Below are 25,457 nucleotides of genomic sequence, written 5' to 3'. Positions count from 1 at the left end.
TTTAGAATGAAGCCAATAGTGAAACCGTTAAACTCCGTGCAAAAGGATAGCTGGTGCCCCGCTCCATTTGAATGCTCGAAGTTCTAAAAATGTCGTTCAATGTCATGGTGGTACGCAGGTTTTGGAAGCCGATCTTTTTGATCAGTTCTCTTTTAAAATCGTAGGATAGATAGATTGACCTAAGCTCTAGCAAATTGTCTTTCTGCACAAACCTAGAGGATACATTGGTAATTGATAAATCGGCAATGTTCTTAAAGAAGGTTTGATCGCCCGGCTTAATCCATCTCTGATCTAGTACCCTGCTATCCACATTAAAGCGTGGATCTGCATTTTCAATCCGATCTACAAGCGTCTGGTTATAAGTGTAACCTCCAAAACGGTAATAGAAACTTAGGCTAACCATAAAGTTTTTATACGCAATATTGGCTGATAAATTTCCTTCTGCCTTTGGCGCACCATCAGCAACAGGCATAATATCTTTTACATCCCATACGTAACTCAGCGTACCATCCTTTTTCAAGAAGATTTCCTTTCCGTTTTCTGGATCGATTCCCAATGAACGCACCGCATAAATGGCTGATAAAGACTGCCCTTCGTTATAGCGCAACAAGGGTGTAGATTGTGCATTTTTATCTGGATTAGTCTGATACTGATCAATCTTATCATTAAGGGTTTTCAAAGAATTGGAGAGTTTTACCAATGTATTTACATTGTGGGCCAAATTGCCAGTAATATTTATATTGAAATCCTTATTTCTGAATGCATTAGCGGTTAAATAGAGTTCATAACCTTCATTTGCCATGTCGCCCAAGTTTTCTTTGTAGGTAGTAAAACCAGTTGAGGGCGATAAATCTATATCGGTGATTAAGCCTTTGGTTAGCTTATAATAATACCTTGGAGAGATAATAAAACGATCGTTGAATAAGCCCAAATCTATTCCAACATCATAGGTTTTTGTTTTTTGCCATTGTAGGTTGCTGTTGCCGTAACCCAGAACTTGAGCCCCTAAACCGGTAGAGTACCAGTTTGATGGATCATATTGATAAATGGATCTAGACAGATAAGCCGGAAAAGAAACCGAACCCACAATCCCGGTGCTGGCTTTTAAACGCAATTGGCTAATCACCTTTAGGTTTTCCATAAAAGGCTCTTTGTGCATATTCCAGCCAATTCCCGTAGACCAAAATGGAGCAAACCTTTTATTGGAGCCAAAGGCTGATGAACCTTCGTACCTGAAAGATGCATCCAAAAGGTATTTATTTTTGAAAGAATAATTACCCGAGAAAAATGCACCAGCCAATCTGTTTTCAGAAACGTTGCCGCCCGGTGCAGAATCTTCTTTATAAATTCGGGCAAAGCCGATATTGGTAAACCGATCATTAGAAAAACCTTGTGCCTCAATAAATTTATCATCACTTCTTACCGCAACTACGTTTGTTCCCAATACAAGGTTAAAATATTGATCTCCAATTTGTTTGTTATAGCCAAGCGTAGCCTTACCATCAATAGCCAAACGATCGCTTTCGGTTAGAGCGTAAGAACCCTTATTGTTGAGTTTATCGCTTGTATAAGTGTAAAATGTACTGCTAAGTGGTGATACAAATTTATCACCGGTAGTTTGGCTCTTGTTCAAGCTAATCTGACTTTTAAAGGTTAAACTCGGACTAAGTTTCCAATCTACCGAGAAAGCATCGATTAACTCTAGGTTCGATGATTTATCAAAACTGGCCAAACTGCCTTCAAAAAGCGGATTAAAAACGTAGGTTGTTTTAACCTGATCGGGACCTGGTTGATGCGTATCTACTCGCCAATTTGCAACTTCCTGAATTAAATCGCCATTCTGATTGGTTTTAGGATAGTATGGATTCATTCGTACATAAGTAGAAAAATCACCATAGGGAGAATTATTTCCATTAACCTGTGTAATACTGATCTCGTTTCTGAACAACAACTTTGAAGTTGGATTGTAGGTAAAGTTCATGCCTCCACTGTAGCGATTGCGATCTGATTTTAGCATTACGCCCGGTTGGGTTTCGTAACGCAAATCAACCCCATATCTAAATTTTTGGTCGCCTCCTTGTACATAAATAGAATGTTTTTGGCGGTACGCATTTCTCAAAGCCTGAGATAACCAATAAGTATCCACCCCGCTGGCAACATTTTTAAGCCTTGCAAAATACTCTGCATCTAATTGGTCTGGGGTATAACCTGTGTTATTTGCCGCATTGTATAAGCCTGCCAGTTTTTCATAAGCCAGTTTCTCGGATGCATTTAACACATGGTAATCTGTTAAATCTGGTGCATTAACAGTTAACTCGTAATTATAAGAAAGCTGGAGCTTTCCGGCAACAGGTGCTTTAGTTGTAATTACAATTACCCCGTTGGCCGCTCTCGAACCATATACCGCGGTTGCTGCAGCATCTTTTAATAACGTTACAGATTCGATCCTATTGATGTCCAGATCGGTTACCTTTTGCAGTGTAACTTCGAAACCATCCAACATAAAAGCCGGAAGATTGTAATTGCTGGAGAGGTTATTTCGATCTAATATGTTTTCTGTATCTTCTATTGAAGGCAGAGCGGTAGCGCCACGAACATTAATTTTAGGTAGGGCATTCGGATCAGAGCCAAATAAATTATTGTCTAGTACCTTAAACGAAGGATCGAAAGACTGAATGCTTTTTAATAAATTCTGAGGATTGTTTTTCTTAAGGTCATCGCCCGAAATGGTAATGGCATTTCCCGTATAGTTCTCCTTTTTAATCGTTTGATAACCGGTAACTACAACATCATTCATCTGGGTGAGTTTGGAAGCCAGCTTGATGTTTAAATTTTTGCCGTTGGTAACTTTAGTTTCAAAAAGCTCGTAGCCTACATAGCTAAAAACCAGGGTTGTGCCTTCATCTACACTTATTCTGAATTCGCCCTTCTCATTAGTAATGCCAACACTTACGCCATTTTTTATCGAAATGTTTACGCCGGGAAGTGTCTCTCCGGTGGTTTTATCAACCACAATACCCTTAACTTCTATTTTGGGAATGGGGCGATTAATCTGCTCAGGAAAGTTTTCTTTATTACTAATTACAATCGTTTTGTTTACGATGTTAAAGCTCAAATCCTGACCTTTTAGAGAGGCATTTAACGCATCGGTTAGCGAAGCATTTTTAAGTTCGATAACAACATCTGGTCTCCCTTGGAGCAACTGTCCTTTGTAAAAGAAAAAATAACCAGTTTGTTTTTTAATTTCTTTAAATACGCTTTTAAGCGAAGTTGTTCTACGCGATAGGGTTACCGTTTGAGAAAAGCTGGCTGCCGATAAATGCATGGCACCAACCAATAGGAGAATTGTAGTCAATTTCATGACCAATAAAAATTTAATCCTTACCCTCCGCATTTCGCATGCGGGGTTGTAAAGGGTAGTTAATTTCATACCTTTGTATTGAATGAGGTTAATAAATAGCAGCTTGCTTCGAAACCCAGCTGCTGGTCCAAATTTCTACCGGAAGCGTTCTAGCGCTTTCGGTTCTTTGTAAGGTAAGATTCTAAATTTCTGGTAGTTTTTTCATCATAAAGTTTAGTTTGGTGGTTAATTGGTTGATTGGTTTTAAGGTAGACTTGTTTGTTAATTTATTTGGTTCCTGATATGGTTAGCACTTTTCCTTTAATATCCGTGTGAATGTGGTTCAGTTCCAAAATTTCAAACACATCAGAAAGATTGCTGCTTCTAGGAATTTCACCCACATATTTTTCGTCCTTGATTTTGCCTTTATACACCACGTCAATATCGTACCAGCGAGAAATCTGACGCATAACAGTCTGTAGGTCATCATTATCAAAAGAAAAAATATTATTTTTCCAAGCCATCTCTTTATCTAAATCAACCTGTTTATCTACAATTAGGTTATTGTTTTCTTTACTCAGTTGAGATTGCTCTCCCGGATGTATATTAACAGTTGTAGAAGCACTGGTCACTTTTACGGATCCTTCTAACAGCGTGGTTTTTACAGCAACCTCATCAGCGTAAGCGTTTATGTTAAAGTGCGTTCCCAAAACCTCAACAGTTTGTTCTGCAGTCTTTACCCTAAATGGTCTGGTCTTATCTTTAAAAACTTCAAAATAAGCTTCGCCATTAAGCTCAACCAAGCGTTCGCTTTTGCCAAAGGAAAAGGGATATTTTAAGGTGGTAGCCGCATTGAGCCAAACTTTCGTACCATCTGGCAAGCTTACCTGATATTGGCCGCCTCGCGGTGTAGAAATTGTATTTGTTCCAGAAATATCAGTTGCGCCAGCTTGAACAACATACTCTATTTCACCGTTTTTTCGCTTACGGATTAAGACACCATTCTGTATGACAATTTGCCCTTCTTTGGCATCATCAAGATTTACTGTACGACCATTGGCTAAGGTTAATATCGCTTTGTTACCGCCTGGTAAAACATCTTTTAACTCCCTTTTGGCCATTAAATGCGTAGAGTTTTCGTTGTGCTTTAAGATATAAAACCCAGCCGCTATGCAGATTAAGATACTTGCCGCGATTCCAGCCCTTTTAAGCAAGGAAAAAATTCTTGGCTTGCCAAATAGTGTTATGCGTCCCCAAACCTCCTCTTTGCTTTCTTCTATTACCAAGTGGCTTGGCGCTTCCTTTTCAATTGGAGTGTGTAAGTACCATTCTTCGATAACTGCCTTTTCTTGAGGCGTACAATTGCCCGAAAGGTATTTATTTAAAAGTTTTTTCGCGTCCTTCTCCATAAAATAGAAATCTAGTTTGGTTGATTACTATATATACGGCGAAGCTATTGTGTTGGGGGTAGGCGAAAATCATTTTTTTTTACAATACTTAAAAATGGCCTTTAAAAAACTACGAAAATGAATAATTTAATTCTGGGCGTAAGGCAATTAATGAATTTTTTAGAGAAATGCGAGATAAATAAATACACCCAAACGAGTTTTTAGGATTCGAAGTGCATTTTTTACCTGAGTTTTAATGGTTAATTCAGAAAGCCCTAATTCTTGTGCAATTTCTTTATGAGATTTATTTTCTCTTCGGCTTAAAAGAAATATTTCTCTCATTTTTGCTGGAAGTGCATTAATTTCTTGCTCAATTAAGAAAGCCATTTGTTTTTCTCTGACCAAATGATCTGTAAGTACATGATCTTGATCCAAGAAATTCTGCAAAGAATCTACATATTTATTCTCCACTTTTTGATGGGCAAAAACATCTAAAATCCGGTTTCTAATGGCTGTATATAAGTATGCAGATAGATTACCGTTGGGCGCTACCTGAAGTCGCTTAGACCAAAGTGTTTCAAACAATTGGTGAACAACATCCTTTGCTTCCTCATCGTCATTTAAGCGCTTACTTGCATGGATAAACAGAAGACCATAAAATCGGTTGTAAATTTCGGTAAATGCTTTTTCATCATTCCTGGTCAACAAGAATGCCAATTCACTATCAGAAAGGGAATTATAGGAGTGCATAATAAGGGTAATGCAAAGATAATATTAAATAAACCGAAAAGCTAATGAGCATCTTTTCAAAATCAAGAGGATAAAAATCAGCCAAGTATTAGGAACAATTTTAAAAATAATTTCAAAAAAATTTGCGAAACCGATTAGTTGCGCTTATATTTGCAACCGATTAGTTTCTTAAATAATATTAATTAAATGAGACGAGATATATTTCAAGCCATCGCAGACCCCACAAGGCGGGCAATTATTGCTTTAATTGCGTTACAGGCCATGACCCCCAATGCCATTGCAGAAAACTTTAATACTACGCGACAAGCAGTTTCTAAGCATTTACGAATCCTTACAGAATGCGAGCTTGTAAAGCAAGAATTTCAAGGTAGAGAAATTTTATATACGCTTGAAATTGAAAAAATGAAAGAAATAGATAAATGGTTAGACCAATACCGAAAAATTTGGGAAACCCGATTTAATCAACTTGACGATATATTATTAACAATTAAAAAAGAAAAAAAATGAACAATTTACTATTCGATTTTACCGTTGACAAGGCAAAAAAAACGGTATTTGTAAACAGAGAATTTGCAGCCGAACTTTCACTTGTTTGGGATGCTTTTACCACAAAGGAAATTTTAGATCAATGGTGGGCGCCTAAACCATGGGCATCAAAAACAAAAATTATGAATTTTGAAGCTGGTGGACAAAGATTTTATGCAATGGTTAGTCCTGAGGGAGCTGAGCATTGGTCGCTTCAGCAATATACTTCTATTACTCCAAAAACCAACTTTAAATATTTGAATTCTTTTGCAGACAAAGATGCAAACCCTGAATTGCCAGGTTCTGATTGGGATCTTAGCTTCAGCGAAGAAAATGGGAGAACGAAAGTGAGTATTATCATTAAAAATGATTCACTAGAACGAATGGAAAAAATGATTGAAATGGGTTTCCAAGGAGGATTTACTATGACCTTAAATTATCTAGAGGAATTATTGGAAACATTATCTAAAAAATAATGCTGAAGAAATTTTGCTTACAGAATTCGATTTATTAAGCCTCTGAAAAAAACTTAAGTGTAATTGGTTTATTTCTATAATTAACAATAGATAAAACTGTTTCAAAAAGGCGAAAAAGAGTCAAAAGACTTTAATCTTCGCAAGAAAAGATTTAGATTATGTATTTCAAGATGAGCATAAATGTTGGGAATTTTGATTTTCTTCACCAGAATAAGGTTAACTATGACTAGCATTTATGACTCAGCTTAATACAACTCCAATCCAACAACAAAAAAAGCAAACCCCATGAACAATTAAGCCCTAACTTTAGCGTTTTTTAGGATATGGCAAAAGCTATCAATATATTTCTTTTGACATTTTACTCATTGGGATCTTTGTGTTTACCCATGGGAGATTTCTCTACGCTTCAGGATTTGCCCGATATGTACCGCCATTGTAAATCAACTGAAGATAAGGATATGACCCCTCTTGATTTTATTACCGACCATTTAATGAATATAGATGGCCTATTTGATGAACACAATAATGGCGACGAACAAAAGGCACACGCACCCCTTCAAAACCAGCATGTTTCACAAATAGTTGCATTCCAAATTCCAGCACAATTTTGTTTAGAAACAGCTAACCTCTTTTTTGAAAAAAAAATACTCTTTTTTGATTTTAAAACTGAAAATCTTTCCAAATACATATCAAAAACCTTCCGTCCGCCAATAGTTTAATTGTTGTGTAATGTTTGATACAAACAAGCACTTTTAGGATATACATTATTATTTCTTTTAACAATTAAATAAATTCAAAATGAAAAATTTCATATTTGTGCTGGCAATTCTATTGCCTTTGGGAAATTCATTTGCCCAATCTGGCACCATTAAAGAACGAAAAAATGTAATAATGATAGGGTTGCCACTTAACCTCATCGATAACAATACCAATGAAAGCTATTTTCTTTTCGACCTGGCTTTTAAAGTAAGCTATGAACATAGACTAAGCCAAAATTTTACACCATATATCCAATTGGGTTATCAAGGCCCACGAACCTATGATTTAGAAACAGCCGAAACTCAAGAAAAAATAAAAACAAGCGGTATAAACCTACAGATTGGAAATAAGTTTTTTTTCAACAATACTGCTACTCCAGCAGGCTTTTATATGTCGCCACAGTTTACTTTTAATTCGGTAAAATTGAAAGAGGAAGGAAGTGTTCCTGGCGGTTACATCAGGATTAAGGATTATGGGCTTGCCGGTATAATTGGCTATCAAATGGTTCGGACAAAAGGATTTGCAATGAGCGTTTATACAGGTGCAAGTATTTTTCGTAGAAACTATTTTGACAACACCTTGATTGAAAGTGCAGCTGTAATTGACCATAACGAAACGGGGATTAGGCCATATTTAGGTATGCAATTTGGTTACGCTTTTTAATTCATATTAAAATTCAAATCAAAATGAAAAGAATAATGTTCATACTGGGCAACCTAGCCATAGAATCATGTTCATTTGCAGGTTTGCCTCCGCCATTTAAAAAGCATCTAAACAAAAAAAATCTACAGATGATTCAAATCTAAAATGTGGCAAAGAAAATGCTAACATATTTCAAGCAACATTTTAGTAAAAAGTGGTATAATGATCTTCCAATTTAGCGATAGTGGAAATGGCTATATCTGATTTAACAAAAACATCACAATATAAAGATATTTGATTACCAATTAAGGATTCGGCTTATAAAGTACACCTACTACTTATCTTGTTTAGCTATATATTCAACAGTTTCTTGAAGCCAATCCTTGCTTTTTAGCAGCACATCTGGCTTTACGCCAATGCCTTCTATAGAATGCCCGTCTCGCGTAACAATTTGGCAATTTGGAATAAACATCCAGAAAAAGGTGTCAGAATTGGGTAAAGCAAAACTTACGGACGAGCCTGGATTACCAGCGCCTGCTGTTGTTTTGCCTAAAATGGTTGCTCTTTTCATTTCCTTTGCTGTAAACGCAAAATACTCCGCTGCAGAAAAGGTTTTGTCTGATGCTATGATGAAGATAGGTTTATCAAAAAAAGTTGGTCCATTGTTGTAATTAAAAATAACCTCACTTTGTTTCCAATCCTTCTCCCCTGTACATTTCTTTTTCAAAAGGGTTTGATAATCTTTCTCTCGATATAAGAACTGGTTTATAAAGGCACTGCTTGCACCATCTCCACCCGGGTTTTCAGAAATATCAAAAATTAATTTTTCGCAGGTAGATAACGAGTCTAACACTTTACGGAGATCTTTAAAAGCATCTTCATTTGCAATACATAAATCCCATTTTATATAGCCAATATTGTTTTTTAAAATAAGATACTTACTAATCCCGGCTGGGGAAAGCACTGGCTGAGCTTTATTTTTTTGTGGAACAGGATTTTTTGGGTAAGCAATAACGTTAAAGTGCTTATCGTGGGTTTCTTTCCGAAGCATATCGGTAATTTGCTGAGCTGCAACAGAATCAGAAAGTCCATCAAACATTTTTTGATGCTCCATGTCTGTCAATTTTTGCACAAGATCTGCAGCCTTGTTTTTATCGAAATATTGCTGTGTTAAATTAGTTTTAAGCACACTGATCATCAACGTAATATCTTCTTTTGCAGAAGCTTTCTTAACATTATTTTGTGAGCAACTTAAAAGGACTGCGCCATGTAAAAAGGCAAATAAAATTGGAATGGATTTTCGGAGCATTGAGGAATGTTATTTTGCGTGAAACTACTAAATAAAAGACGATTAGCCCTAGATATGGAATAAAATAATTAAAATACTAAAGCCCATTTCTCTCCTTAAATAACTTAGTTTAATTATATAACTTTAGCCTGTAGCGTTTATTCCATTCAAAACGTTTTAATGTAAAAACCAACATTCACTAATCGTTTTTATGAAAAATCTCATTGTACTTTTATTAGCCATTTGTTTTATTTCTTGCAAGAAAGAAGCTGGATATGGACCGCTTAATTTAAAAGATGGCCAACAGGTTGAATTATTGGTAGATCATCGTTTAGGTTCGGATAAGGATATTCTTTTAAAGCTACCCGAAAATGAACAAGCGGGTGCTTCCCTAGCTGATTTCGAGCAAAGAGAACCCGGATACACTTACCGAATTAAAGCTGTGTTTCATTACGAAAAAAATCCTCCTGCCGATGCATCTTCCTATTATTACGAGTTTTTAAATGTAATTAGCAAGGAGCAATACAAGGGAAGTGAATCTTTCGATATCCAGCTTATTGTTTCTTATGTGCCAGGCGGTCCAGTAATTCGACTAAATAAACAGGGAAATGATTATTACTTTTCTAATAAGATTCAATTTACCGTTGCGAATACAACAGTTGGCAATCAATTAGAAGAAATTTGGAAAAATGCTGAGGACGTACGTGCAAATTGGAAAACTGGGCAACTCCCTAAATGGAAAGCCATAAAAGCGACCGTTATTCATGATCCACAGCAGTTTGGGAAGGCTTATTTGGTGCAAAAAATAGAATTCACATTGTAATATGCTAATCAAGGTTTAAATGGCTTGTTAGGAATGGAAATATCTACACCGAAAAATTAAAATTTAAGTTAAATTTATTATTTTGGTCATAATCAACTCTATTTATCCATATAATAATTTAATTATGAAAGTATTAATTCTCTTTTTATTTGTAGCCACAAGTGTTCAGTTGCACGCTCAAAGCAAACTATCAGTTGATCCAACACTAGTAGGGAAATGGAAGGCCATATCCAAAATTGAAATTGATAAGACAAACGGCGTAATTACCGAAACTGATAAAGATCTTTACAAAGCTGGAGAAAAAACCTATGAGTTTACCAAAAAGAATACGGTAATTATTGTTCAGGGCTTTGGTAAGCACAAAGAAGAACTACCTGCTTACAGCCAAGGAAATAAATTGTTTGTAGGTAAAGACAGTAAAAACAAAACACCTTATGTAGTAACATTTGAGCAGGGCAAAACCAAATTACTGAAAACAGAAACTAAAATTAAAAAGGGAAAAACCATTATTGAAACTGAAGAGGTTATTTTAACCCGATAATTATAATTCCACAAAGAAGGCCAGTAAATTATAAACTTACTGGCCTTTTTTATGTTAAAATAACTTCTTACAAAGTTGCCATATCAATTACAAATCTGTAACGTACATCGCCTTTTTCCATCCGCTCGTAAGCATTATGAATGTCTTTCATGTCGATCATTTCAATATCCGAAACGATGTTGTTTTCGGCACAGAAATCAAGCATTTCCTGAGTTTCAGCAATTCCGCCAATACCCGATCCAGCAAGGCTTTTTCTGCCACCCAATAAACTAAATGCAGCAATTTCTGCTGGCTTAGGTGGAACACCAACACAGATATGTATACCGTTCGTTCTAAGCAAAGAAAGATACATATTGAAATCGTGCTCTGCAGAAACGGTATCCAATATAAAATCGAATGTACCTCTTGCTGCCTTAATTTGTGCCGGATCTGTAGTTACCACAAAATGATGAGCACCTAATTTTTTAGCATCTTCTTCTTTTTTAGGCGAAGTACTCAGTACTGTTACCTCAGCACCAAAAGCTACACCAAATTTAACTGCCATGTGCCCTAAACCACCAAGTCCTAAAACAGCAAGTTTATGCCCTTTTCCTACTTTCCAATGTCTTAATGGAGAATAAGTTGTAATTCCTGCGCATAAAAGTGGTGCAACAGCAGCAAGATTTAATTTATCAGATACATGAAGAACAAATTCTTCTCTTACCACGATAGAGTTTGAATAACCACCATAAGTAGGTGTTTTTCCATCTCTTTCTAAACCATTATAGGTTTGTGTATTGCCTTCTAAGCAGTATTGTTCTAAATCCTGTTTGCAGTTTTCGCAAACCTGACAAGAATCTACCATACAGCCTGTACCGGCTAAATCACCTACTTTGAACTTTTTAACATGATCACCAACTTTAATCACGCGGCCAACAATTTCATGGCCAGGTACCATTGGAAAAATACCCGGAAACCAATCGTTTTTTATTTGGTGTAAATCTGAATGGCAAACGCCACAGAATAATATTTCGAATTGAACATCATGAGGTCCAACTTCACGGCGTTCAAAATTCCAAGGTGCTAAATCTGTACCTGGGTCTTGAGCCGCATATCCTTTTGTTGCAATCATTTTTATAAATTTTAGTTAATTATATCTCAACAAATATAATCGCGAATTGTTAAAGAAATATTACGCAATTCAAATTATTGCTTACAAAATTCAAACAATTTTGATGGCTCAACCTATCTCTTTTGGTCATTCAAAACGACAACATTCTTTCCAAGCGTTTTAAATTTAACACCATCTGCTTGTTCTACCGTAATGGTAATATGGCCTGTTTTACTGGTATTAAGATCTCGAACCATTCCAGCCTTGCCAATATGTGTACCACCAATTACCTTGCAACTGTCGCCGTTTTTTAATGTTGTAGTTATATTTGTAGCCATTTTAATGAGATTAGTAACTACAAATATATTTATATTCTCATTGAGAATTTAGTCAACAAGGATTAACAATTTAAAATTCCAGTCAAAAAAAAACCTTCAAGCATAACTTGAAGGTATATAGCATTACATTGTCATTTACTTTGTAATCACTTCGATTTTTCCTCCGTTTATAAATAAATCGTTGGGCACGAAATAGCCTTGATTTACTTTTCCATCAACTTTGATAGAAGTAATCCCTCTCCCCTTACCGGGTTTAGAAATGGTTAATAATTTACCTGAGCTGGTTTTCCATTTCACTTCATCAAAAAGTGGTGCAGTAACGATATATTCAGGATCGGTAGCCGAAAAAGGATATAAACCCAATGCACTGAAAACATACCAGGAAGACATTTCACCAGCATCATCCATTCCAGATAAAGCCAAACCCTCCTTACCTATTCCGTATAAATTGTTCAAAATATAATCTAATATTTTTTGTGATTTCTCTGGCTTTCCGATAAAGGTATAGGCAAAAGGCGCTTCATGATCGGGTTGGTTGCCTTGGCAGTATTGACCGATCATGGTTTCTACGTTTCTGGCGATATATTTTGGATTCCAAGGAAGCGTAAATAACGAATCCAATTTAGATTCAAATCCTTTCGGGCCTCCATATAATTCGATTAATCCTTTCATATCATGTGGTGCATAAAAAGACACTTGCCAAGCGTTTGCTTCACGATACATATATTCGTAATATGGATATTGCGGATTGAAAGGTTTAATCCAATCGCCATTTTCCAATCTTCCACGCATAAAACGGGTTGAAGGATCGAACATATTTTTATAGTTTTTCGATCTCGCCATTAAGATTCTATAATTGGCAGTATCGCCAAGCTTTTTAGCAATTTGCGCAAGAGAATAATCATCATAAGAATATTCTAGCGTTTTAGATACACCCGCTTTTGCCTTAGTTTCTACATGAGGATTTTGTACATCTGGATCTGAAATATAACCCTTAGCGATGTACTCTGAGATGAATGGACGAGCTCCGCCAGATACATTTGCATTTCTCAATAAAAGCTGATAAGTGCCTTTAATATCAAAATTATCAATGCCCCGCAAATATGCCCCAGCAATTGATGATGCGCCATGATCTCCATGGAAAAATGTTGGAATAAAGCCCGTTTTATCGCCAACATCCTTCATCGATTTAATTACATCTAAAGTAACATTTGGCGTAATTAAACCGAGTAAAACATCCTTATTGCGATAAGTATCCCAAAGAGAGGGTTCGGTGTAATAATTAAAATCTGCTTTTACTACATTATGCTTTGCATCTTTAAATTCTCCATTTACATCACTGCGTAAAGCTGGCCAAAGAAAAGATCTGTACAGGCAAGAATACAACATTACCTTTTGCTTTTCCGTACCGCCCTTAACTTGGATATTAGAAAGTAAATTTTCCCACTTCGCAGTTGCTTCATTCCTAATTTCAGTAAAGGTTTTATTCCCAATTTCCTTTTCTAAATTTTCCTTTGCGTTTTGAACACTTACGAAGGATAAACCAATTTTAAGTTCTACCGGAGTTGTACTTCCGTTGGCTAAATGTATAATTGCATAACCTGTACGTTTACCTACATCAACCTGATCCAGTTTATCTATAGTGCCATTTACTGTTGCATAAAAATAAATATTTTCGCCACCCTGAAAACCTTGAACGGCCGACTTCCCTACCTGTTCTATATTCCAAGTGGAAACTCTACTGTTGGCTTTGCCCATATCAAATAGGATTTGCTTATCGGTATTGTTCTTAAATTCATATTTGTGGTATCCACATCTTAGAGTTGAGGTTAAGCTTACATTTACTTTATAATCTTCTAAATAAACTTGATAAAAACCTGGTGCTGAACTTTCATTTTTATGTGAAAACTTTGAACCAAATTTTTCTCCTGGATTTGAAAGCGGTAAAATTGGAATATTGCAGAGGTTCCAGTGGCCCTTATTGGTATGAGCAAAGCCATAAATTACATCATCCTCATATTCATAGCCAGCACCCGATCCGTATTCGGTTATTGGACTTAACTGCACCATGGCGTTTGGCAAAGAACTGCCCGGAAAAGTAAGTCCGGCCCAAGATCTCCAGCCTTTTGGCAATTCATACCCCAGTATTTTGGGGTCGGTTAAAGGTGCGGTTCCTACGAAGGTGTTAACGTATTTTGTTAGGTTGGTTTTTGTCTGACTTTTGCTCACTTGACTAGCAAGGAGAATAATCAATACAAAATTAAAAATGAGTTTGGTTAGGTTTCTCATGATTCTTGTAAATCGATTTAGTGTGTACGCAAATATATAAATTACACCAAATCAGAAAAGAAACTAACACAAACGTTACTCTAAATCAACTTCGGAGTATACTGTAATTAGGGATTTAACTGGAAATTAATTTGCTGGAAATGATTATCTATTATTGGGGTATTCGTTAATCCAATGGAAGCCTCTACTTACCAAAGGAAATTTTTTATGATCGAATATTAAGGTTTGAATTTTGACCGAATCGCCTCGCATTCTACCTGTAAGATAGAGCATTTTATGATCTCTTTTATATTTTAAAACGAAAGCATCGGTGCTATCCTTATTAGATGTAAAATGAAGGGTTTGCCTTAATTCATCTACCTTTAACTTCATCCAAATGGAACTGTCTGTCATGTTGGTAATTCGAACATAGCCTGGATAATTAATAATAATTCGTTTCCATCTTGCGCTATCGGTGGTTAAAGGTGCTATGATATTATTGTTTTTGGTAAAGGTTTTAATATCATAAATACCATAAAGAGGAGGTTTTTTCACGGCATCACCATATTTTTTGGCCATGTTTAAATTGCTCCAAAGGGTTGCATAAAAGGCAAAAAGGATCACGATAGTTTTCATTGAAAGCTGGATAACCCTTTTCCATTTAGTTTTAAAAATTGGTTGTTTTGGATTTTCTGTCAAGGCATTATGCAGAATAAAAAAAGAAACCAATCGATCTTTATCAATCCAGGCTATCCAACAGGCCATAAAAAGGAGATTTAAGGAGAAGATTTTTACAGGAATATCATAAGCAAAATTCATGGCCACAACATTGCACATTACGGTCATTGCAATTAGCGAGCCCAAAAGCGTTGTTCTTTTAAAGAATAGTAAAATCCCGGCTACAACTTCTGCACCGCCAATAAAAATGTTATACCCGGCAGAGTAACCAACAAAAGTCCAAGCTAAACCCATTGGAGAAGATTCTCCGTAAGGTTCGGTTAGGCGAATTAAATCTGGAAATGGAAATTGAAGTTTAATCACTTTTACAAAGCCATAAACAAAAAGCATGTAAGCAAGAAAATACCGTACACATATTATTGCCCAATAATAAAACTTTTCGTAATTAGGCCTTCTACGATCTGCAACAGCCCAAATCACAGCAATAATAACAGTAAAAACAATCCAAAGCAATTGCATTACGTAGTTATAAGTCGTATCTCCGCTCCCATTTGGGGTTACTGTAGTTGGGTATGATAAGTGAAGAATATTTCTGCCCGTCCAAGGCACTAACCAATTCCAAAAATTGGTATAAAACTTCATGGCTACATAAACAAAATGAGGAAAAAGCTCGTCCTCACTGGTAAAATCAAGAAAAAGAAAAACGAAGTAAACAGACATTAAAACCCGAAGGCGCTTGCCGAAACTCCAACGTTGATTAGAGGTTGTAGATAGAGTCATTATTGTAATTTAGATTTTTATAAAAAATTCTTCGGCAGGCCGTTAAGAATGTATAAAATTACGCATCGAAAAAAAATAAAACAGAATTTTTAAGCGTGAACTAAATCATCTACTTTCTGAATTAACTCATCAATATCAAAAGGTTTTTTTAGAAAAGCATCTGGGGAACAACCTAAGGATTCTTTATTTGTAATGGCTCCAGAAACTAAAATTATCGGGATAGATTTAAACAGCGCCTTTTCTTTCAAGAAATTACAGATGTATCTTCCATCTACATCGCCCAGCATTACATCCAAAATAATTAGATCTGGCTTATAATCTGATAGAAGATCTTCTAAATTACCAATATGCAAAGTGCCTTTGATGTGGTAGTTTTCCTGTTCAAAAATAATTGGAATTAACGTTTGAACTTGTTTATCATCATCAATAACTAGAATTCTTTTCATCAAGGATTGGATTTCTATTGCCAACACCCAATATTAGTTAAAATGCGCTATAAATCAAAAAGTTGAAGTGAGATTAGCCGAAAATGGAAGTGATTTTTCCGTATAAAGTTTCTTGATCAACGGGTTTGTTCATATAGTCATTCGCACCTAAATCGAAAATTCGATCTTTTGTGGTTTTGGTAATGTCGGCGGTAACCACAATGATAGGCACTTCGGTGTAATCGACACCAACTTGCCCGGTTCTTATTGCGGAAATGGCTTCATAGCCATCCATAACAGGCATTTGTAAATCCATAAGAATTAAATCAACTGAGGATTTCCTCATCATTTCCAAACATTCGGCACCATCATTGGCAATGCTAACGGTGGTTTCTTCCCAATCCTGCAGCATCATTTCGATTACCATTTGGTTCATTGGATTATCTTCTACAATTAAAATGTGCTTGCCACTTAAATTATTCTGCTCCGATGCTACAAATGATATAACGGGTAAATCTGGCACAACCTGATAATCGAGCAAAATTTCGCAGGTGGTTCCTTCGTTAACAGCACTTTTCAATTTAATTTTGCCATGATGAAGATCAACCAAGGCTTTGACGATGCTTAGGCCAATGCCAAAACCGCCAAATTTACGTTTGTTATCTAAAGTGGTTTGATTAAAAAGTTCGAAGACAGAATCTAACTTTTGTTTTGGAATCCCCACTCCGGTATCTGTAATTATGATGCTTAAAGTAAGCATTTCATTTTGAAACTTGGATTTAGTTTCGAAACTTATCTTGCCTTTTGATGTGAATTTAATTGCATTACCGAGGATATTGTAAATGAGCTGTTCTAAACGTACAGGATCGCCAATAACCGCCGTATTTGCACCAATTGCATTATAATATTCAAACACCAAGCCCTTATCTTCTATTTGTTTGCTGAGGCTTGCCTTGAGTTTTTCGAAAACTTCGGTCGGTCTAAATTCCGAATGCTCCAGTTCTAATTCTCCTTTTTCAATTTTGGAGAAATCTAAAATATCATTTACCGAAGAAATTAACCCATGAGAGGCATATCGGATTACCTCACAGTTTGCTCTTACTTTAGGATCGTTGCTTTCGTTTTCCATCATGCTCGCTAAACCTAAAATTGCGTTAAGCGGTGTTCTCAGCTCATGACTCATGTTTGATAAAAAGTAAGACTTAATATCATTCATTTCTTCTGATTTCTGAAGGGCGATGGCTTGTAATTCTTCCTGCTTGGTTTTCAGTAATAGAATGCGATTTGCCATCGAAAGTGAAAGGGCAATGATTTCTAAGCCAATCCCGGGCTTGGTAATGTTATCTGTTGAAAAACTTTCTGGTACAACTCCAAAATTCATTAGGATGGCCAGAATAATGCAAACGAAAAGGATAAATATTCCGTAAGAGTAAAATTGATCTATCTTTTGCTTCCGGACGACCATAGTTGCTATGGTTACAAAAATAAATAGAATTCCAACTAAAGTGAGCAAATTAATAAGTGGATAAGAATATTTTAGGAAAGGTGGAACAAATAAAATACCGAGCAAAACGAAACCCAAAAGAATATAGAGTGGGCGGAAAAACTTATGGATAAAGGGGTTTTTATCTTTAATTTCCAAAATCATCTCACTGTATTTACCGAAGAAATAACAACTAAATATGGCGGAAATGATTACGGCGTGGAGGCTGAACCAAGAATTACTGGTATTGATGTACTGGTGATAAAATCCATCCAAAGCAAACTGACAAACGCCTACCAAGGTTACATAAACCGAATAATATAAAAAGGAAAGTTCGTTGAGGGCAAAGTAGAAAAAGAAGTAAGTGATTGCGATAACGATCAGAATTCCATAAAAAATCCCCATTACCAATTGATCATGATAGGTAATTTCCAAGAGCCGTTGCTGACTAATTAAAACTAATGGAAGTGTGTTTTTCTCCCCATCATTTTTTATTTCGATATATGCCTGTTTGCTTTCGCCGGGGGCAAGCTCTATTCTAAAAAATGTTTTCCTAAAATCTACGCTTCTTTTAGAGAACTCCAGATTATCGCCACTTTGTTGAGTTTCTATTTTACCAGCAGCATTAATGAGATATAAATTAACATTATCTGTTATGGGTTCGGCGGTTTGTGCATAATACAGCAGTGGGACTTTTAAGCTATTTTTAAGTTCGAATTTTAACCAATACGTGTAATGCGTAAAGCCCAGATTGCCAAACTTACCTTTGAGCGGAACAAACTTTAAATTTACTTGGTTGTCTTTAATCTGTTGAATGGAATAATCATGCAAACCCACATTGGCCAAAGCCGAATATTTGAGTATGGAAATTTCTTCCGGCAGGTTATCTTTCTCAAACGTATATTGAGCTCTAGCCGATAGTAAACAGAAGATTAATAAAATAGATAAGGATAAATTTTTCAAATAAGCACCAATAAACTTCTACACCAGTTCAATCTCCTTACATTTTAAAATGCTTATCAGAAACTGAAAAAACTTTAACAAATCTTTTCAATTGTTTCTTTACTCAATAAATAAAATAGGTGATGATTGACAATTATAGAAAATAACTTTTTAATAACAAATACATTTTGAATAATATCAAAGCTGTTACAATAGGCTTACAACGTATAAATACGCCATTGAGCACAGAAAAAAATTAAAAATTTCCGATTCTGAATAAATAAACGTTAATTAGACATTTATTTAGGATTATGAGCACTGCAAAATATGTAATCGGCGTAGATTACGGAACGGATTCTGTTCGTTCTGTTCTCGTTGACACTTCTAATGGAAAAGAAATTTCTTCTTCCGTATTCCTTTATCCCCGATGGCAAAAAGGTTTATATTGTATTCCTTCTCAAAATCAGTTTAGGCAACACCCTTTAGATTATATTGAAGGTTTAGCGCACACCATAAAAGATTGTTTGGCCAAAGCTGGGGGGCAAGAAATTGCTTCATTGGTAAAGGGAATTTCTGTAGATACAACGGGCTCTAGTCCTGTGGCAGTAGATTCTACCGGAAAACCCTTAGCATTAACGCCGGGCTTTGAAGACAATCCGAATGCCATGTTTGTGTTATGGAAAGACCATACTTCGGTTAAAGAGGCTTCTGAAATTAACGAACATGCTACCAAATTTAAAACCAATTATTTAAAATATGTAGGTGGAATTTATTCTTCTGAATGGTTTTGGGCTAAACTTTTACATATTTTACGTGTAGATAAATCCGTTAAACATGAGGCAAGTTCTTGGGTAGAGCATTGCGATTGGATTCCGTTTTTATTGTGCGGGGAAACCGACATTAAACAGATGAAAAGAAGCCGTTGCGCAGCAGGGCATAAAGCATTATGGGCAGAGGAATTTAATGGTTTATCACCGGAAGATTTTTTCAGTAGCCTCGATCCTATTCTTACTGGTTTTAGAGAAAAGTTATTTACCGATACGTACACATCTGATGTTGAAGCTGGAAAATTAAGTGCCGAGTGGGCAGAAAAACTGGGTTTAAGCACTGATGTTGTAATTGGTGTTGGCGCATTTGATGCACATATGGGTGCTGTTGGCGGTCAGATAGAACCCTATTACCTAAGTAAAGTGATGGGTACAAGTACTTGCGATATTTTAGTTGCCCCAAACGAGGCGCTTGAAGGGAAGTTGGTAAATGGAATATGCGGACAGGTAAACGGTTCGGTAATTCCGGGAATGGCTGGATTAGAAGCTGGACAATCGGCCTTTGGCGATGTTTATGCCTGGTTTAAAAACCTAATTAGCTGGCCATTAAATCATTTACTGACCGAATCTGAACTTTTAACCGAGGCGATGGCCATGGCGTTAAAAGATGAGCTGGAATCTAAAATAATTGCAAAGCTAAGCCAACAAGCCGAAGCTTTAGGCGATGGAGATTATGCGGAATTAGCAGTAGATTGGTTAAACGGAAGAAGAACACCAGATGCAAATCAAGAACTTAAAGGTGCCATTACGGGTTTGGGGTTGGGTACTGATGCACCAAGATTTTTCCGTGCTTTGGCAGCTGCAACCTGTTTTGGGGCAAAAAGTATAGTAGATCGGTTTGAAGATCAAGGTGTGCCCGTAAAAGGAATTATCGGGATTGGAGGCGTGGCTAAAAAATCGCCTTATATTATGCAAATGATGGCAGATGTTTTGGAAATGCCAATCAGAATTCACCGTTTCGAACATACTTGTGCACTAGGCGCTGCCATGTTTGCGGCCGTTGTTGCGGGGATTTATCCAAATGTAGAGGCTGCGATGGAAGCTATGGGAACAGGCTTTGAAAAGGAATATCAACCCAATGTTAAAAAGCAAAAAATGTACAGAATGCATTATCAGCAATATTTAGGCTTGGGCAGGTATTTAGAAAAATATAATAAAAAAGATGTAAAACCTTATTTATCATGAGCATTTATCAAGATATAAAAGAAGAGGCATACAAGGCAAATATGCAGTTGCCAAAACTGAATTTGGTGCTGTTTACCTTTGGAAATGTGAGCGCTGCTGATCGAGCAAAACGGGTTTTTGCAATAAAACCAAGTGGCGTGCCTTATGAGGAATTGTCCGCAGATAAAATGGTTGTGGTTGATTTTGATGGCAATACCGTTGAAGGAGATTTACGTCCTTCATCTGATACGCAAACCCACGCTGTACTTTATAAAAACTGGGAAGATATAAATGGGATCGTTCATACCCACTCTACCTATGCTACCGCTTGGGCACAGGCACAAAAGGCTATCCCCATTTTCGGCACCACACATGCAGATCATTTAACGGTTGATATTCCGTGTGCACCGCCAATGGAAGATGAAATGATTAAGGGCAATTACGAATATGAAACTGGTTTTCAAATCATTAATCATTTTACAAGTTTATGCTTAAGCCATAAAGAAGTCGAGATGATTTTGGTGGGCAACCACGCTCCTTTTACATGGGGAAAAACAGCCGAGAAAGCCGTTTACAATAGTGCAGTTTTAGAAGCCGTAGCACAAATGGCTATTTTAACGCAGCAGATTAACCCACAGGCGCCGAAGTTGAAAGATTCGTTGATTGAAAAGCATTATGAGCGTAAACATGGTGATGGGGCATATTATGGTCAGGAAAAAGGTTAATTGGTGGTTTGGTTAACTGGTTAGCTGTTTATTTGATTAACTGTTTAGCTGTTTGGCTGTTTAATTGTTTGGCTGTTTAGCTCGACCAATCGGCAAAAAAGGTTTACCCGAGTTAAATAAACCTGATTGGAGTGGGCATGAAGGCTAATTTTTCATGAGCCGAATAAAACGGAAAGCAGGACTATCGGTTCAGAAGAGAACAGGAACCTGCTTTACAAAAGAAGCAATTAGGTTTGATAAAGAACTTGGAATTAAACCTCGCAGGTTTTTAAAACCTGAGAGGTTGGACGCATTTAAATGTTTAACTGTTTAGCTGTTTTGCCCGATCAACCGACAAAAAAGATTTACCCACGTTAAATAAACCTGATTGGAGTGGGCATGAAGGCTAATTTTTCATGAGCCGAATAAAACGGAAAGCAGGACTATCGGTTCAGAAGAGAACAGGAACCTGATTTACAAAAGAAGCAATTAGGTTTGATAAAGACCTTGGAATTAAACCTCTCAGGTTTTTAAAACCTGAGAGGTTGAGAAATAGACAAAAATTATAATTAATAAAGAGCAAAAATGATTGATTTAAAAAAATTACAGGTTTGGTTCATCACCGGAACGCAACACTTATATGGGGAAGAAACCTTAAAACAGGTTGCGGAGCATGCAGAAGAAGTTGCAAACTCTTTAAACAACGACAAGGGAATTTCGGTTTCTGTAGTGTACAAACCCATTGTAAAAACGACTGAAGAGATTTATGAAACCTTGCAACAAGCCAATATTGATGAAAATTGTATTGGTGTAATTACTTGGATGCATACCTTCTCTCCTGCTAAAATGTGGATTAGAGGCTTAACTATTTTGCAGAAACCTCTGCTTCATTTACATACTCAATTTAACAGAGATATTCCATGGAATACCATTGATATGGATTTTATGAACCTAAACCAAAGTGCGCATGGTGATCGTGAATTTGGTTTTATGGTTTCGAGAATGCGCAAAGACAGGAAGGTTGTGGTTGGGCATTGGCAAGATCAAGAAGTTATTGCACAGGTTGATACTTGGTGTAGAGCGGCTGCCGGATGGAACGATTGGCAAGGTGCAAAATTTGCCCGTTTCGGCGATAATATGCGGTACGTGGCAGTTACCGATGGCGATAAGGTAGAGGCTGAAATGAAATTCGGCTTTTCTGTAAATACTTATGGAATTGGAGATTTAGTTGCCATAATTAATAACGTTAGCGATGAAGATGTACAAAAATTAACGGCTGAATATGAGGCAACTTATGAAATGGCAGCTGATTTAAAAGCTGGCGGTGCCAAATATCAATCTGTTTATGACGCTGCTAAAATAGAGCTTGGGTTGAGAAAGTTCTTGGTTGATGGAAATTTTAAGGGTTTCTCTGATACTTTTGAAGATTTGCATGGCATGATTCAATTGCCAGGAATTGCGGCGCAACGTTTAATGGCCGATGGTTATGGTTTTGCGGGCGAAGGCGACTGGAAAACAGCGGCCTTGGTACGTGCTTGTAAAGTTATGGGCGCTGGTTTGGCTGGCGGAAATGCTTTTATGGAAGATTACACTTATCATTTTGACCCTGCAAACTCAATGGTTTTAGGTTCGCACATGCTTGAGGTTGATGCTTCTTTGGCAAAGGGAAAAGCAAGCTTAGAGGTTCATCCTTTGGGTATTGGTGGCAAAGCAGATCCTGCTCGTGTGGTTTTTAATGTTGCCGGTGGCGATGCCTTAAATGCTTCTTTAATTGATATGGGGAACCGTTTCCGCTTATTGGTGAATGAGGTTAAAGCGGTTGAGGCAGAGCATGATTTACCTAACCTGCCTGTCGCCCGTGTTCTGTGGAAACCTCTACCCGATATGAAAACAGGTTGTGCAGCATGGATTTATGCTGGTGGTGCCCACCATACGGCTTACAGTCAGAATTTAACAACAGAACATTTACTAGATTTTGCAAATATTGCAGGTTTGGAATACATCAATATCGGTGCTGAAACAAAGATTAATCAATTTAGAAATGAGCTTCACTGGAATGAAGTTTTCTATAAATAGTTTATATATTCTCTGTCTAAATCATAAATGCCGATGGTGCTCATCGGCATTTATGATTTTTTATCTTTGCAATGGATGCTATTCATTGTTCTCTTTGCCTACATTCTGATCCATATCGGCATCACTGCCTTTAATCTGTTCATCCAAATCGCCCAAGTGCTTTTTATCATTTCCTTCTTTTGAAGACACTGCATCGGTTGAATGAGATTTGTTAGAATCATCCTGCAAATCTTTAGTTCCTTCTGCATCGGTTACGCTCAATTTAGTTTTTTCGAACTGTTCTTTATTTTCCATTTTAATAAATTAAAGTATTCGGTTACAACATCCTTAATTTGAAATTTGTTCAGGAAAAATTAATAGATTCTAGATGAATACTACATAAGCTAATACTCCATAATGCCTTAACCATGCTTATACCACGGGGATATGGTGAAGGGAGCATGCTTAGGGTATTGCTGAGAAGGCATGAAAACTTAATAATTTTAAAGTTCGAGTACAAAATTTTCTAACCCTATATCATCAACCATACAACTTTAAGTTGTGAATAATTAGTAATTTTGTAGATCAAAAGATATATGGCATTTCAAGAAGGTAAGATTAAGCTTGTCGGCAAGATCGGCGATTTAAGTTTTTATAAACGTGGGGCGGATTATCTGGTGCGGGCGAAAGGTAGGTTTGATGGTAAAAGGATTAAAACCGAGCCCCAATTTGAGGAGGCCAGAAAAAATAATTCAATTTTCGGTCGTGCGAGTAAAGCAAGCAAATTGCTTCGGGAGGCCTTTAGACCCATGCATGTGCCATTTCCTGAAGGTGCTTTGCATAATCAGCTAACCAAGATTTTCATGGAAGCCATTCGCAGAGATGGGGAAATTATGCCAAGTGTTTTGGAAGAGTTAAGTGGATTGAAGTTTTTGGGGGGATAATTTTTTTCTAAAGTGTAAATGCCTAATCTTCGTTTCAACTTCGCTTTATATTATCGATTTCCACAAGATTATTAAGTGTTTGTTGTTAAATAATTTTTTCAAAATTTATTTAACAACACCATCGAATATGGCTTGATATGCAGGTTTTTTTTGATACTGCTTATCAAAAATTAATGGCCAATCTGGTACATTAAAAAAACCCGGAACCCAGCTGTCGCCGTCGGTAACATTCCATGTAGTAATGCCCCATTGTTGAGATTTCGGGATAGAATAATAAATTTTAACTATAGATTTATATTTAGCTGCCTGCATTTCTCCCAAACTTTCGGTGTAAACAAGAGCCGGATCATAGGTAGCATTTAGCGCAACATCTAACTCAGAAATATGAACTTTTAAACCAGTGGCAGTTGCTGATGTTATTGCAAGAGAGATATTAGCATCCGTCTGTATGTATCGTGTATGCATTTGTAGTCCAATTCCGCCAATAGGTATGCCTCTATTTTTCAAACTGTTAACTAAATTAAGAATTGCTTCCCTCTTTTTTGAAGTATATTCTGCTCCATATTCATTTCCATAATCGTTATAAAATAGAATAGCAGCCGGATCAGCTTCATGCGCATATTGAAACGCTCTTGCAATGTAATCTGCACCTAGCTTTTGTACCCAAATACTATTGCGTAAACTTCCATCATCTTCAAATGCTTCATTAACAACATCCCAAGAAGCTACTTTCCCTTTAAAATGACTGACTATTGTTTGAATGTGTGTTTTTAACAAATTTTCCCAATCTTGAGCACTACCTTTAAAATTTTTAACCCAAACAGGTACATCCGCATACCAATTTAAGGTATGGCCATGAATCCTTTTGCCATCGGCTATTGCTAAAGCAACAATTTCATCAGCATCAGGCCAATTATAATAATTTTCAGCAGGATGAATAATCCCAAATTTCATTGCATTTTCAGGCGTTAAACTACTATATTCTTTTATTACTATGGCTTTATAAGAAGAGTTTTCTCGTAATAAACTAGCACTAACCGCAGCTCCAAATGGGAAAGGCATATCTTTCAATGTTTTTTCAGTTGTTGGTTTAACTCCGGTAACATTTTCTTTAATCTTCTTTTTACAGGAAAACACAACAAAGATTACCAAAGAAAAAACTAGGAATTTAGACATGATTTTGTTTTTTACTAAGATAAATATTTCTTTTATACACTTGTGGTAAAA

Annotated in this window: 22 protein-coding genes; 10 read left to right on the top strand and 12 right to left on the bottom strand. The window is 36.5% G+C overall.

Annotation, left to right across the window (positions count from 1 at the left end):
* Position 1: 1 nt before the first annotated feature.
* The 3 genes from H7U22_RS15825 to H7U22_RS15815 form a co-directional block, all read right to left on the bottom strand.
* Complete coding sequence (locus H7U22_RS15825; protein WP_248284773.1) at positions 2-3,361, bottom strand: SusC/RagA family TonB-linked outer membrane protein; 3,360 nt, start codon at positions 3,359-3,361, stop codon at positions 2-4.
* 266 nt (positions 3,362-3,627) lie between these two features.
* Positions 3,628-4,749 carry a FecR family protein gene (locus tag H7U22_RS15820; RefSeq protein WP_187072315.1) on the bottom strand — a complete coding sequence of 374 codons (1,122 nt, stop codon included), beginning with the start codon at positions 4,747-4,749 and terminating at the stop codon, positions 3,628-3,630.
* Between the two features lie 159 nt (positions 4,750-4,908).
* The gene (locus H7U22_RS15815; protein WP_187072314.1) at positions 4,909-5,478 is read right to left on the bottom strand and encodes an RNA polymerase sigma factor; all 570 of its coding nucleotides are present in this window, start codon (positions 5,476-5,478) and stop codon (positions 4,909-4,911) included.
* Positions 5,479-5,664: 186 nt separating this feature from the next.
* On the opposite strand from H7U22_RS15815, the gene H7U22_RS15810 reads away from it, so the two are divergent.
* From H7U22_RS15810 to H7U22_RS15795, 4 genes are all read left to right on the top strand, one after another.
* A complete protein-coding gene (locus H7U22_RS15810; protein WP_187072313.1) occupies positions 5,665-5,985 on the top strand; it encodes an ArsR/SmtB family transcription factor in 321 nt (106 codons plus the stop codon).
* Positions 5,982-6,479 (top strand): SRPBCC family protein, encoded by a 498-nt coding sequence (locus H7U22_RS15805; RefSeq protein ID WP_187072312.1) that lies wholly within the window; start codon positions 5,982-5,984, stop codon positions 6,477-6,479. Before H7U22_RS15810 ends, H7U22_RS15805 begins: the two co-directional genes overlap by 4 nt.
* 323 nt (positions 6,480-6,802) lie before the next feature.
* Positions 6,803-7,198: a hypothetical protein gene (locus H7U22_RS15800; RefSeq protein ID WP_187072311.1), complete on the top strand. Its 396-nt coding sequence runs from the start codon at positions 6,803-6,805 to the stop codon at positions 7,196-7,198.
* 79 nt (positions 7,199-7,277) lie between these two features.
* On the top strand, positions 7,278-7,901 hold the full coding sequence (locus tag H7U22_RS15795; protein WP_187072310.1) for a hypothetical protein: 624 nt from the start codon (positions 7,278-7,280) through the stop codon (positions 7,899-7,901).
* 313 nt (positions 7,902-8,214) lie between these two features.
* Here the strand turns inward: H7U22_RS15795 and H7U22_RS15790 are convergent, their stop codons facing one another.
* Positions 8,215-9,189 carry a S41 family peptidase gene (locus H7U22_RS15790; RefSeq protein WP_187072309.1) on the bottom strand — a complete coding sequence of 325 codons (975 nt, stop codon included), beginning with the start codon at positions 9,187-9,189 and terminating at the stop codon, positions 8,215-8,217.
* Positions 9,190-9,379: 190 nt separating this feature from the next.
* Between H7U22_RS15790 and H7U22_RS15785 the strand changes: the two genes are divergently transcribed.
* Both H7U22_RS15785 and H7U22_RS15780 read left to right on the top strand, forming a co-directional pair.
* Positions 9,380-9,991 (top strand): hypothetical protein, encoded by a 612-nt coding sequence (locus tag H7U22_RS15785; RefSeq protein ID WP_187072308.1) that lies wholly within the window; start codon positions 9,380-9,382, stop codon positions 9,989-9,991.
* Positions 9,992-10,115: 124 nt separating this feature from the next.
* Positions 10,116-10,532 (top strand): hypothetical protein, encoded by a 417-nt coding sequence (locus H7U22_RS15780; protein WP_187072307.1) that lies wholly within the window; start codon positions 10,116-10,118, stop codon positions 10,530-10,532.
* Positions 10,533-10,599: 67 nt separating this feature from the next.
* Here the strand turns inward: H7U22_RS15780 and H7U22_RS15775 are convergent, their stop codons facing one another.
* The 6 genes from H7U22_RS15775 to H7U22_RS15750 form a co-directional block, all read right to left on the bottom strand.
* Complete coding sequence (locus H7U22_RS15775; RefSeq protein ID WP_187072306.1) at positions 10,600-11,643, bottom strand: NAD(P)-dependent alcohol dehydrogenase; 1,044 nt, start codon at positions 11,641-11,643, stop codon at positions 10,600-10,602.
* Positions 11,644-11,756: 113 nt separating this feature from the next.
* Positions 11,757-11,960, bottom strand: a complete 204-nt coding sequence (locus tag H7U22_RS15770; RefSeq protein WP_187072305.1) for an RNA-binding protein — start codon at positions 11,958-11,960, stop codon at positions 11,757-11,759.
* Positions 11,961-12,095: 135 nt separating this feature from the next.
* Complete coding sequence (locus H7U22_RS15765; RefSeq protein ID WP_187072304.1) at positions 12,096-14,249, bottom strand: GH92 family glycosyl hydrolase; 2,154 nt, start codon at positions 14,247-14,249, stop codon at positions 12,096-12,098.
* A 144-nt stretch (positions 14,250-14,393) separates the two neighbouring features.
* Complete coding sequence (locus tag H7U22_RS15760) at positions 14,394-15,686, bottom strand: hypothetical protein (RefSeq protein ID WP_187072303.1); 1,293 nt, start codon at positions 15,684-15,686, stop codon at positions 14,394-14,396.
* Between the two features lie 89 nt (positions 15,687-15,775).
* A complete protein-coding gene (locus H7U22_RS15755) occupies positions 15,776-16,132 on the bottom strand; it encodes a response regulator (RefSeq protein WP_187072302.1) in 357 nt (118 codons plus the stop codon).
* 73 nt (positions 16,133-16,205) lie between these two features.
* Positions 16,206-18,557 (bottom strand): hybrid sensor histidine kinase/response regulator, encoded by a 2,352-nt coding sequence (locus H7U22_RS15750; RefSeq protein ID WP_187072301.1) that lies wholly within the window; start codon positions 18,555-18,557, stop codon positions 16,206-16,208.
* 290 nt (positions 18,558-18,847) lie between these two features.
* On the opposite strand from H7U22_RS15750, the gene H7U22_RS15745 reads away from it, so the two are divergent.
* From H7U22_RS15745 to araA, 3 genes are all read left to right on the top strand, one after another.
* Complete coding sequence (locus H7U22_RS15745; RefSeq protein ID WP_187072300.1) at positions 18,848-20,548, top strand: ribulokinase; 1,701 nt, start codon at positions 18,848-18,850, stop codon at positions 20,546-20,548.
* On the top strand, positions 20,545-21,252 hold the full coding sequence (locus H7U22_RS15740) for an L-ribulose-5-phosphate 4-epimerase (protein ID WP_187072299.1): 708 nt from the start codon (positions 20,545-20,547) through the stop codon (positions 21,250-21,252). Before H7U22_RS15745 ends, H7U22_RS15740 begins: the two co-directional genes overlap by 4 nt.
* 564 nt (positions 21,253-21,816) lie before the next feature.
* Complete coding sequence (gene araA, locus H7U22_RS15735; RefSeq protein ID WP_187072298.1) at positions 21,817-23,307, top strand: L-arabinose isomerase; 1,491 nt, start codon at positions 21,817-21,819, stop codon at positions 23,305-23,307.
* A gap of 78 nt (positions 23,308-23,385) precedes the next feature.
* On the opposite strand, the gene H7U22_RS15730 is transcribed toward araA, so the two are convergent.
* The gene (locus H7U22_RS15730; protein ID WP_187072297.1) at positions 23,386-23,601 is read right to left on the bottom strand and encodes a hypothetical protein; all 216 of its coding nucleotides are present in this window, start codon (positions 23,599-23,601) and stop codon (positions 23,386-23,388) included.
* Between the two features lie 281 nt (positions 23,602-23,882).
* On the opposite strand from H7U22_RS15730, the gene H7U22_RS15725 reads away from it, so the two are divergent.
* Positions 23,883-24,230, top strand: a complete 348-nt coding sequence (locus H7U22_RS15725) for a hypothetical protein (RefSeq protein ID WP_187072296.1) — start codon at positions 23,883-23,885, stop codon at positions 24,228-24,230.
* 105 nt (positions 24,231-24,335) lie between these two features.
* Here H7U22_RS15725 and H7U22_RS15720 read toward each other — a convergent pair whose 3' ends face one another.
* Positions 24,336-25,406 (bottom strand): endo-1,4-beta-xylanase, encoded by a 1,071-nt coding sequence (locus tag H7U22_RS15720; protein ID WP_187072295.1) that lies wholly within the window; start codon positions 25,404-25,406, stop codon positions 24,336-24,338.
* Between the last annotated feature and the right edge of the window lie 51 nt (positions 25,407-25,457).

The sequence above is a fragment of the Pedobacter fastidiosus genome (assembly GCF_014306625.1).
Classification (GTDB): domain Bacteria; phylum Bacteroidota; class Bacteroidia; order Sphingobacteriales; family Sphingobacteriaceae; genus Pedobacter; species Pedobacter fastidiosus.
This window is presented reverse-complemented; position numbering and strand designations above follow the sequence as displayed.

Excerpts from the sequence above, each read along its gene's own strand:
- H7U22_RS15825 (WP_248284773.1), bottom strand. The coding sequence starts at position 3,361 with ATGAAATTGACTACAATTCTCCTATTGGTTGGTGCCATGCATTTATCG.
- H7U22_RS15820 (WP_187072315.1), bottom strand. The coding sequence starts at position 4,749 with ATGGAGAAGGACGCGAAAAAACTTTTAAATAAATACCTTTCGGGCAAT.
- H7U22_RS15815 (WP_187072314.1), bottom strand. The coding sequence starts at position 5,478 with ATGCACTCCTATAATTCCCTTTCTGATAGTGAATTGGCATTCTTGTTG.
- H7U22_RS15810 (WP_187072313.1), top strand. The coding sequence starts at position 5,665 with ATGAGACGAGATATATTTCAAGCCATCGCAGACCCCACAAGGCGGGCA.
- H7U22_RS15805 (WP_187072312.1), top strand. The coding sequence starts at position 5,982 with ATGAACAATTTACTATTCGATTTTACCGTTGACAAGGCAAAAAAAACG.
- H7U22_RS15800 (WP_187072311.1), top strand. The coding sequence starts at position 6,803 with ATGGCAAAAGCTATCAATATATTTCTTTTGACATTTTACTCATTGGGA.
- H7U22_RS15795 (WP_187072310.1), top strand. The coding sequence starts at position 7,278 with ATGAAAAATTTCATATTTGTGCTGGCAATTCTATTGCCTTTGGGAAAT.
- H7U22_RS15790 (WP_187072309.1), bottom strand. The coding sequence starts at position 9,189 with ATGCTCCGAAAATCCATTCCAATTTTATTTGCCTTTTTACATGGCGCA.
- H7U22_RS15785 (WP_187072308.1), top strand. The coding sequence starts at position 9,380 with ATGAAAAATCTCATTGTACTTTTATTAGCCATTTGTTTTATTTCTTGC.
- H7U22_RS15780 (WP_187072307.1), top strand. The coding sequence starts at position 10,116 with ATGAAAGTATTAATTCTCTTTTTATTTGTAGCCACAAGTGTTCAGTTG.
- H7U22_RS15775 (WP_187072306.1), bottom strand. The coding sequence starts at position 11,643 with ATGATTGCAACAAAAGGATATGCGGCTCAAGACCCAGGTACAGATTTA.
- H7U22_RS15770 (WP_187072305.1), bottom strand. The coding sequence starts at position 11,960 with ATGGCTACAAATATAACTACAACATTAAAAAACGGCGACAGTTGCAAG.
- H7U22_RS15765 (WP_187072304.1), bottom strand. The coding sequence starts at position 14,249 with ATGAGAAACCTAACCAAACTCATTTTTAATTTTGTATTGATTATTCTC.
- H7U22_RS15760 (WP_187072303.1), bottom strand. The coding sequence starts at position 15,686 with ATGACTCTATCTACAACCTCTAATCAACGTTGGAGTTTCGGCAAGCGC.
- H7U22_RS15755 (WP_187072302.1), bottom strand. The coding sequence starts at position 16,132 with ATGAAAAGAATTCTAGTTATTGATGATGATAAACAAGTTCAAACGTTA.
- H7U22_RS15745 (WP_187072300.1), top strand. The coding sequence starts at position 18,848 with ATGAGCACTGCAAAATATGTAATCGGCGTAGATTACGGAACGGATTCT.
- H7U22_RS15740 (WP_187072299.1), top strand. The coding sequence starts at position 20,545 with ATGAGCATTTATCAAGATATAAAAGAAGAGGCATACAAGGCAAATATG.
- araA (WP_187072298.1), top strand. The coding sequence starts at position 21,817 with ATGATTGATTTAAAAAAATTACAGGTTTGGTTCATCACCGGAACGCAA.
- H7U22_RS15730 (WP_187072297.1), bottom strand. The coding sequence starts at position 23,601 with ATGGAAAATAAAGAACAGTTCGAAAAAACTAAATTGAGCGTAACCGAT.
- H7U22_RS15725 (WP_187072296.1), top strand. The coding sequence starts at position 23,883 with ATGGCATTTCAAGAAGGTAAGATTAAGCTTGTCGGCAAGATCGGCGAT.
- H7U22_RS15720 (WP_187072295.1), bottom strand. The coding sequence starts at position 25,406 with ATGTCTAAATTCCTAGTTTTTTCTTTGGTAATCTTTGTTGTGTTTTCC.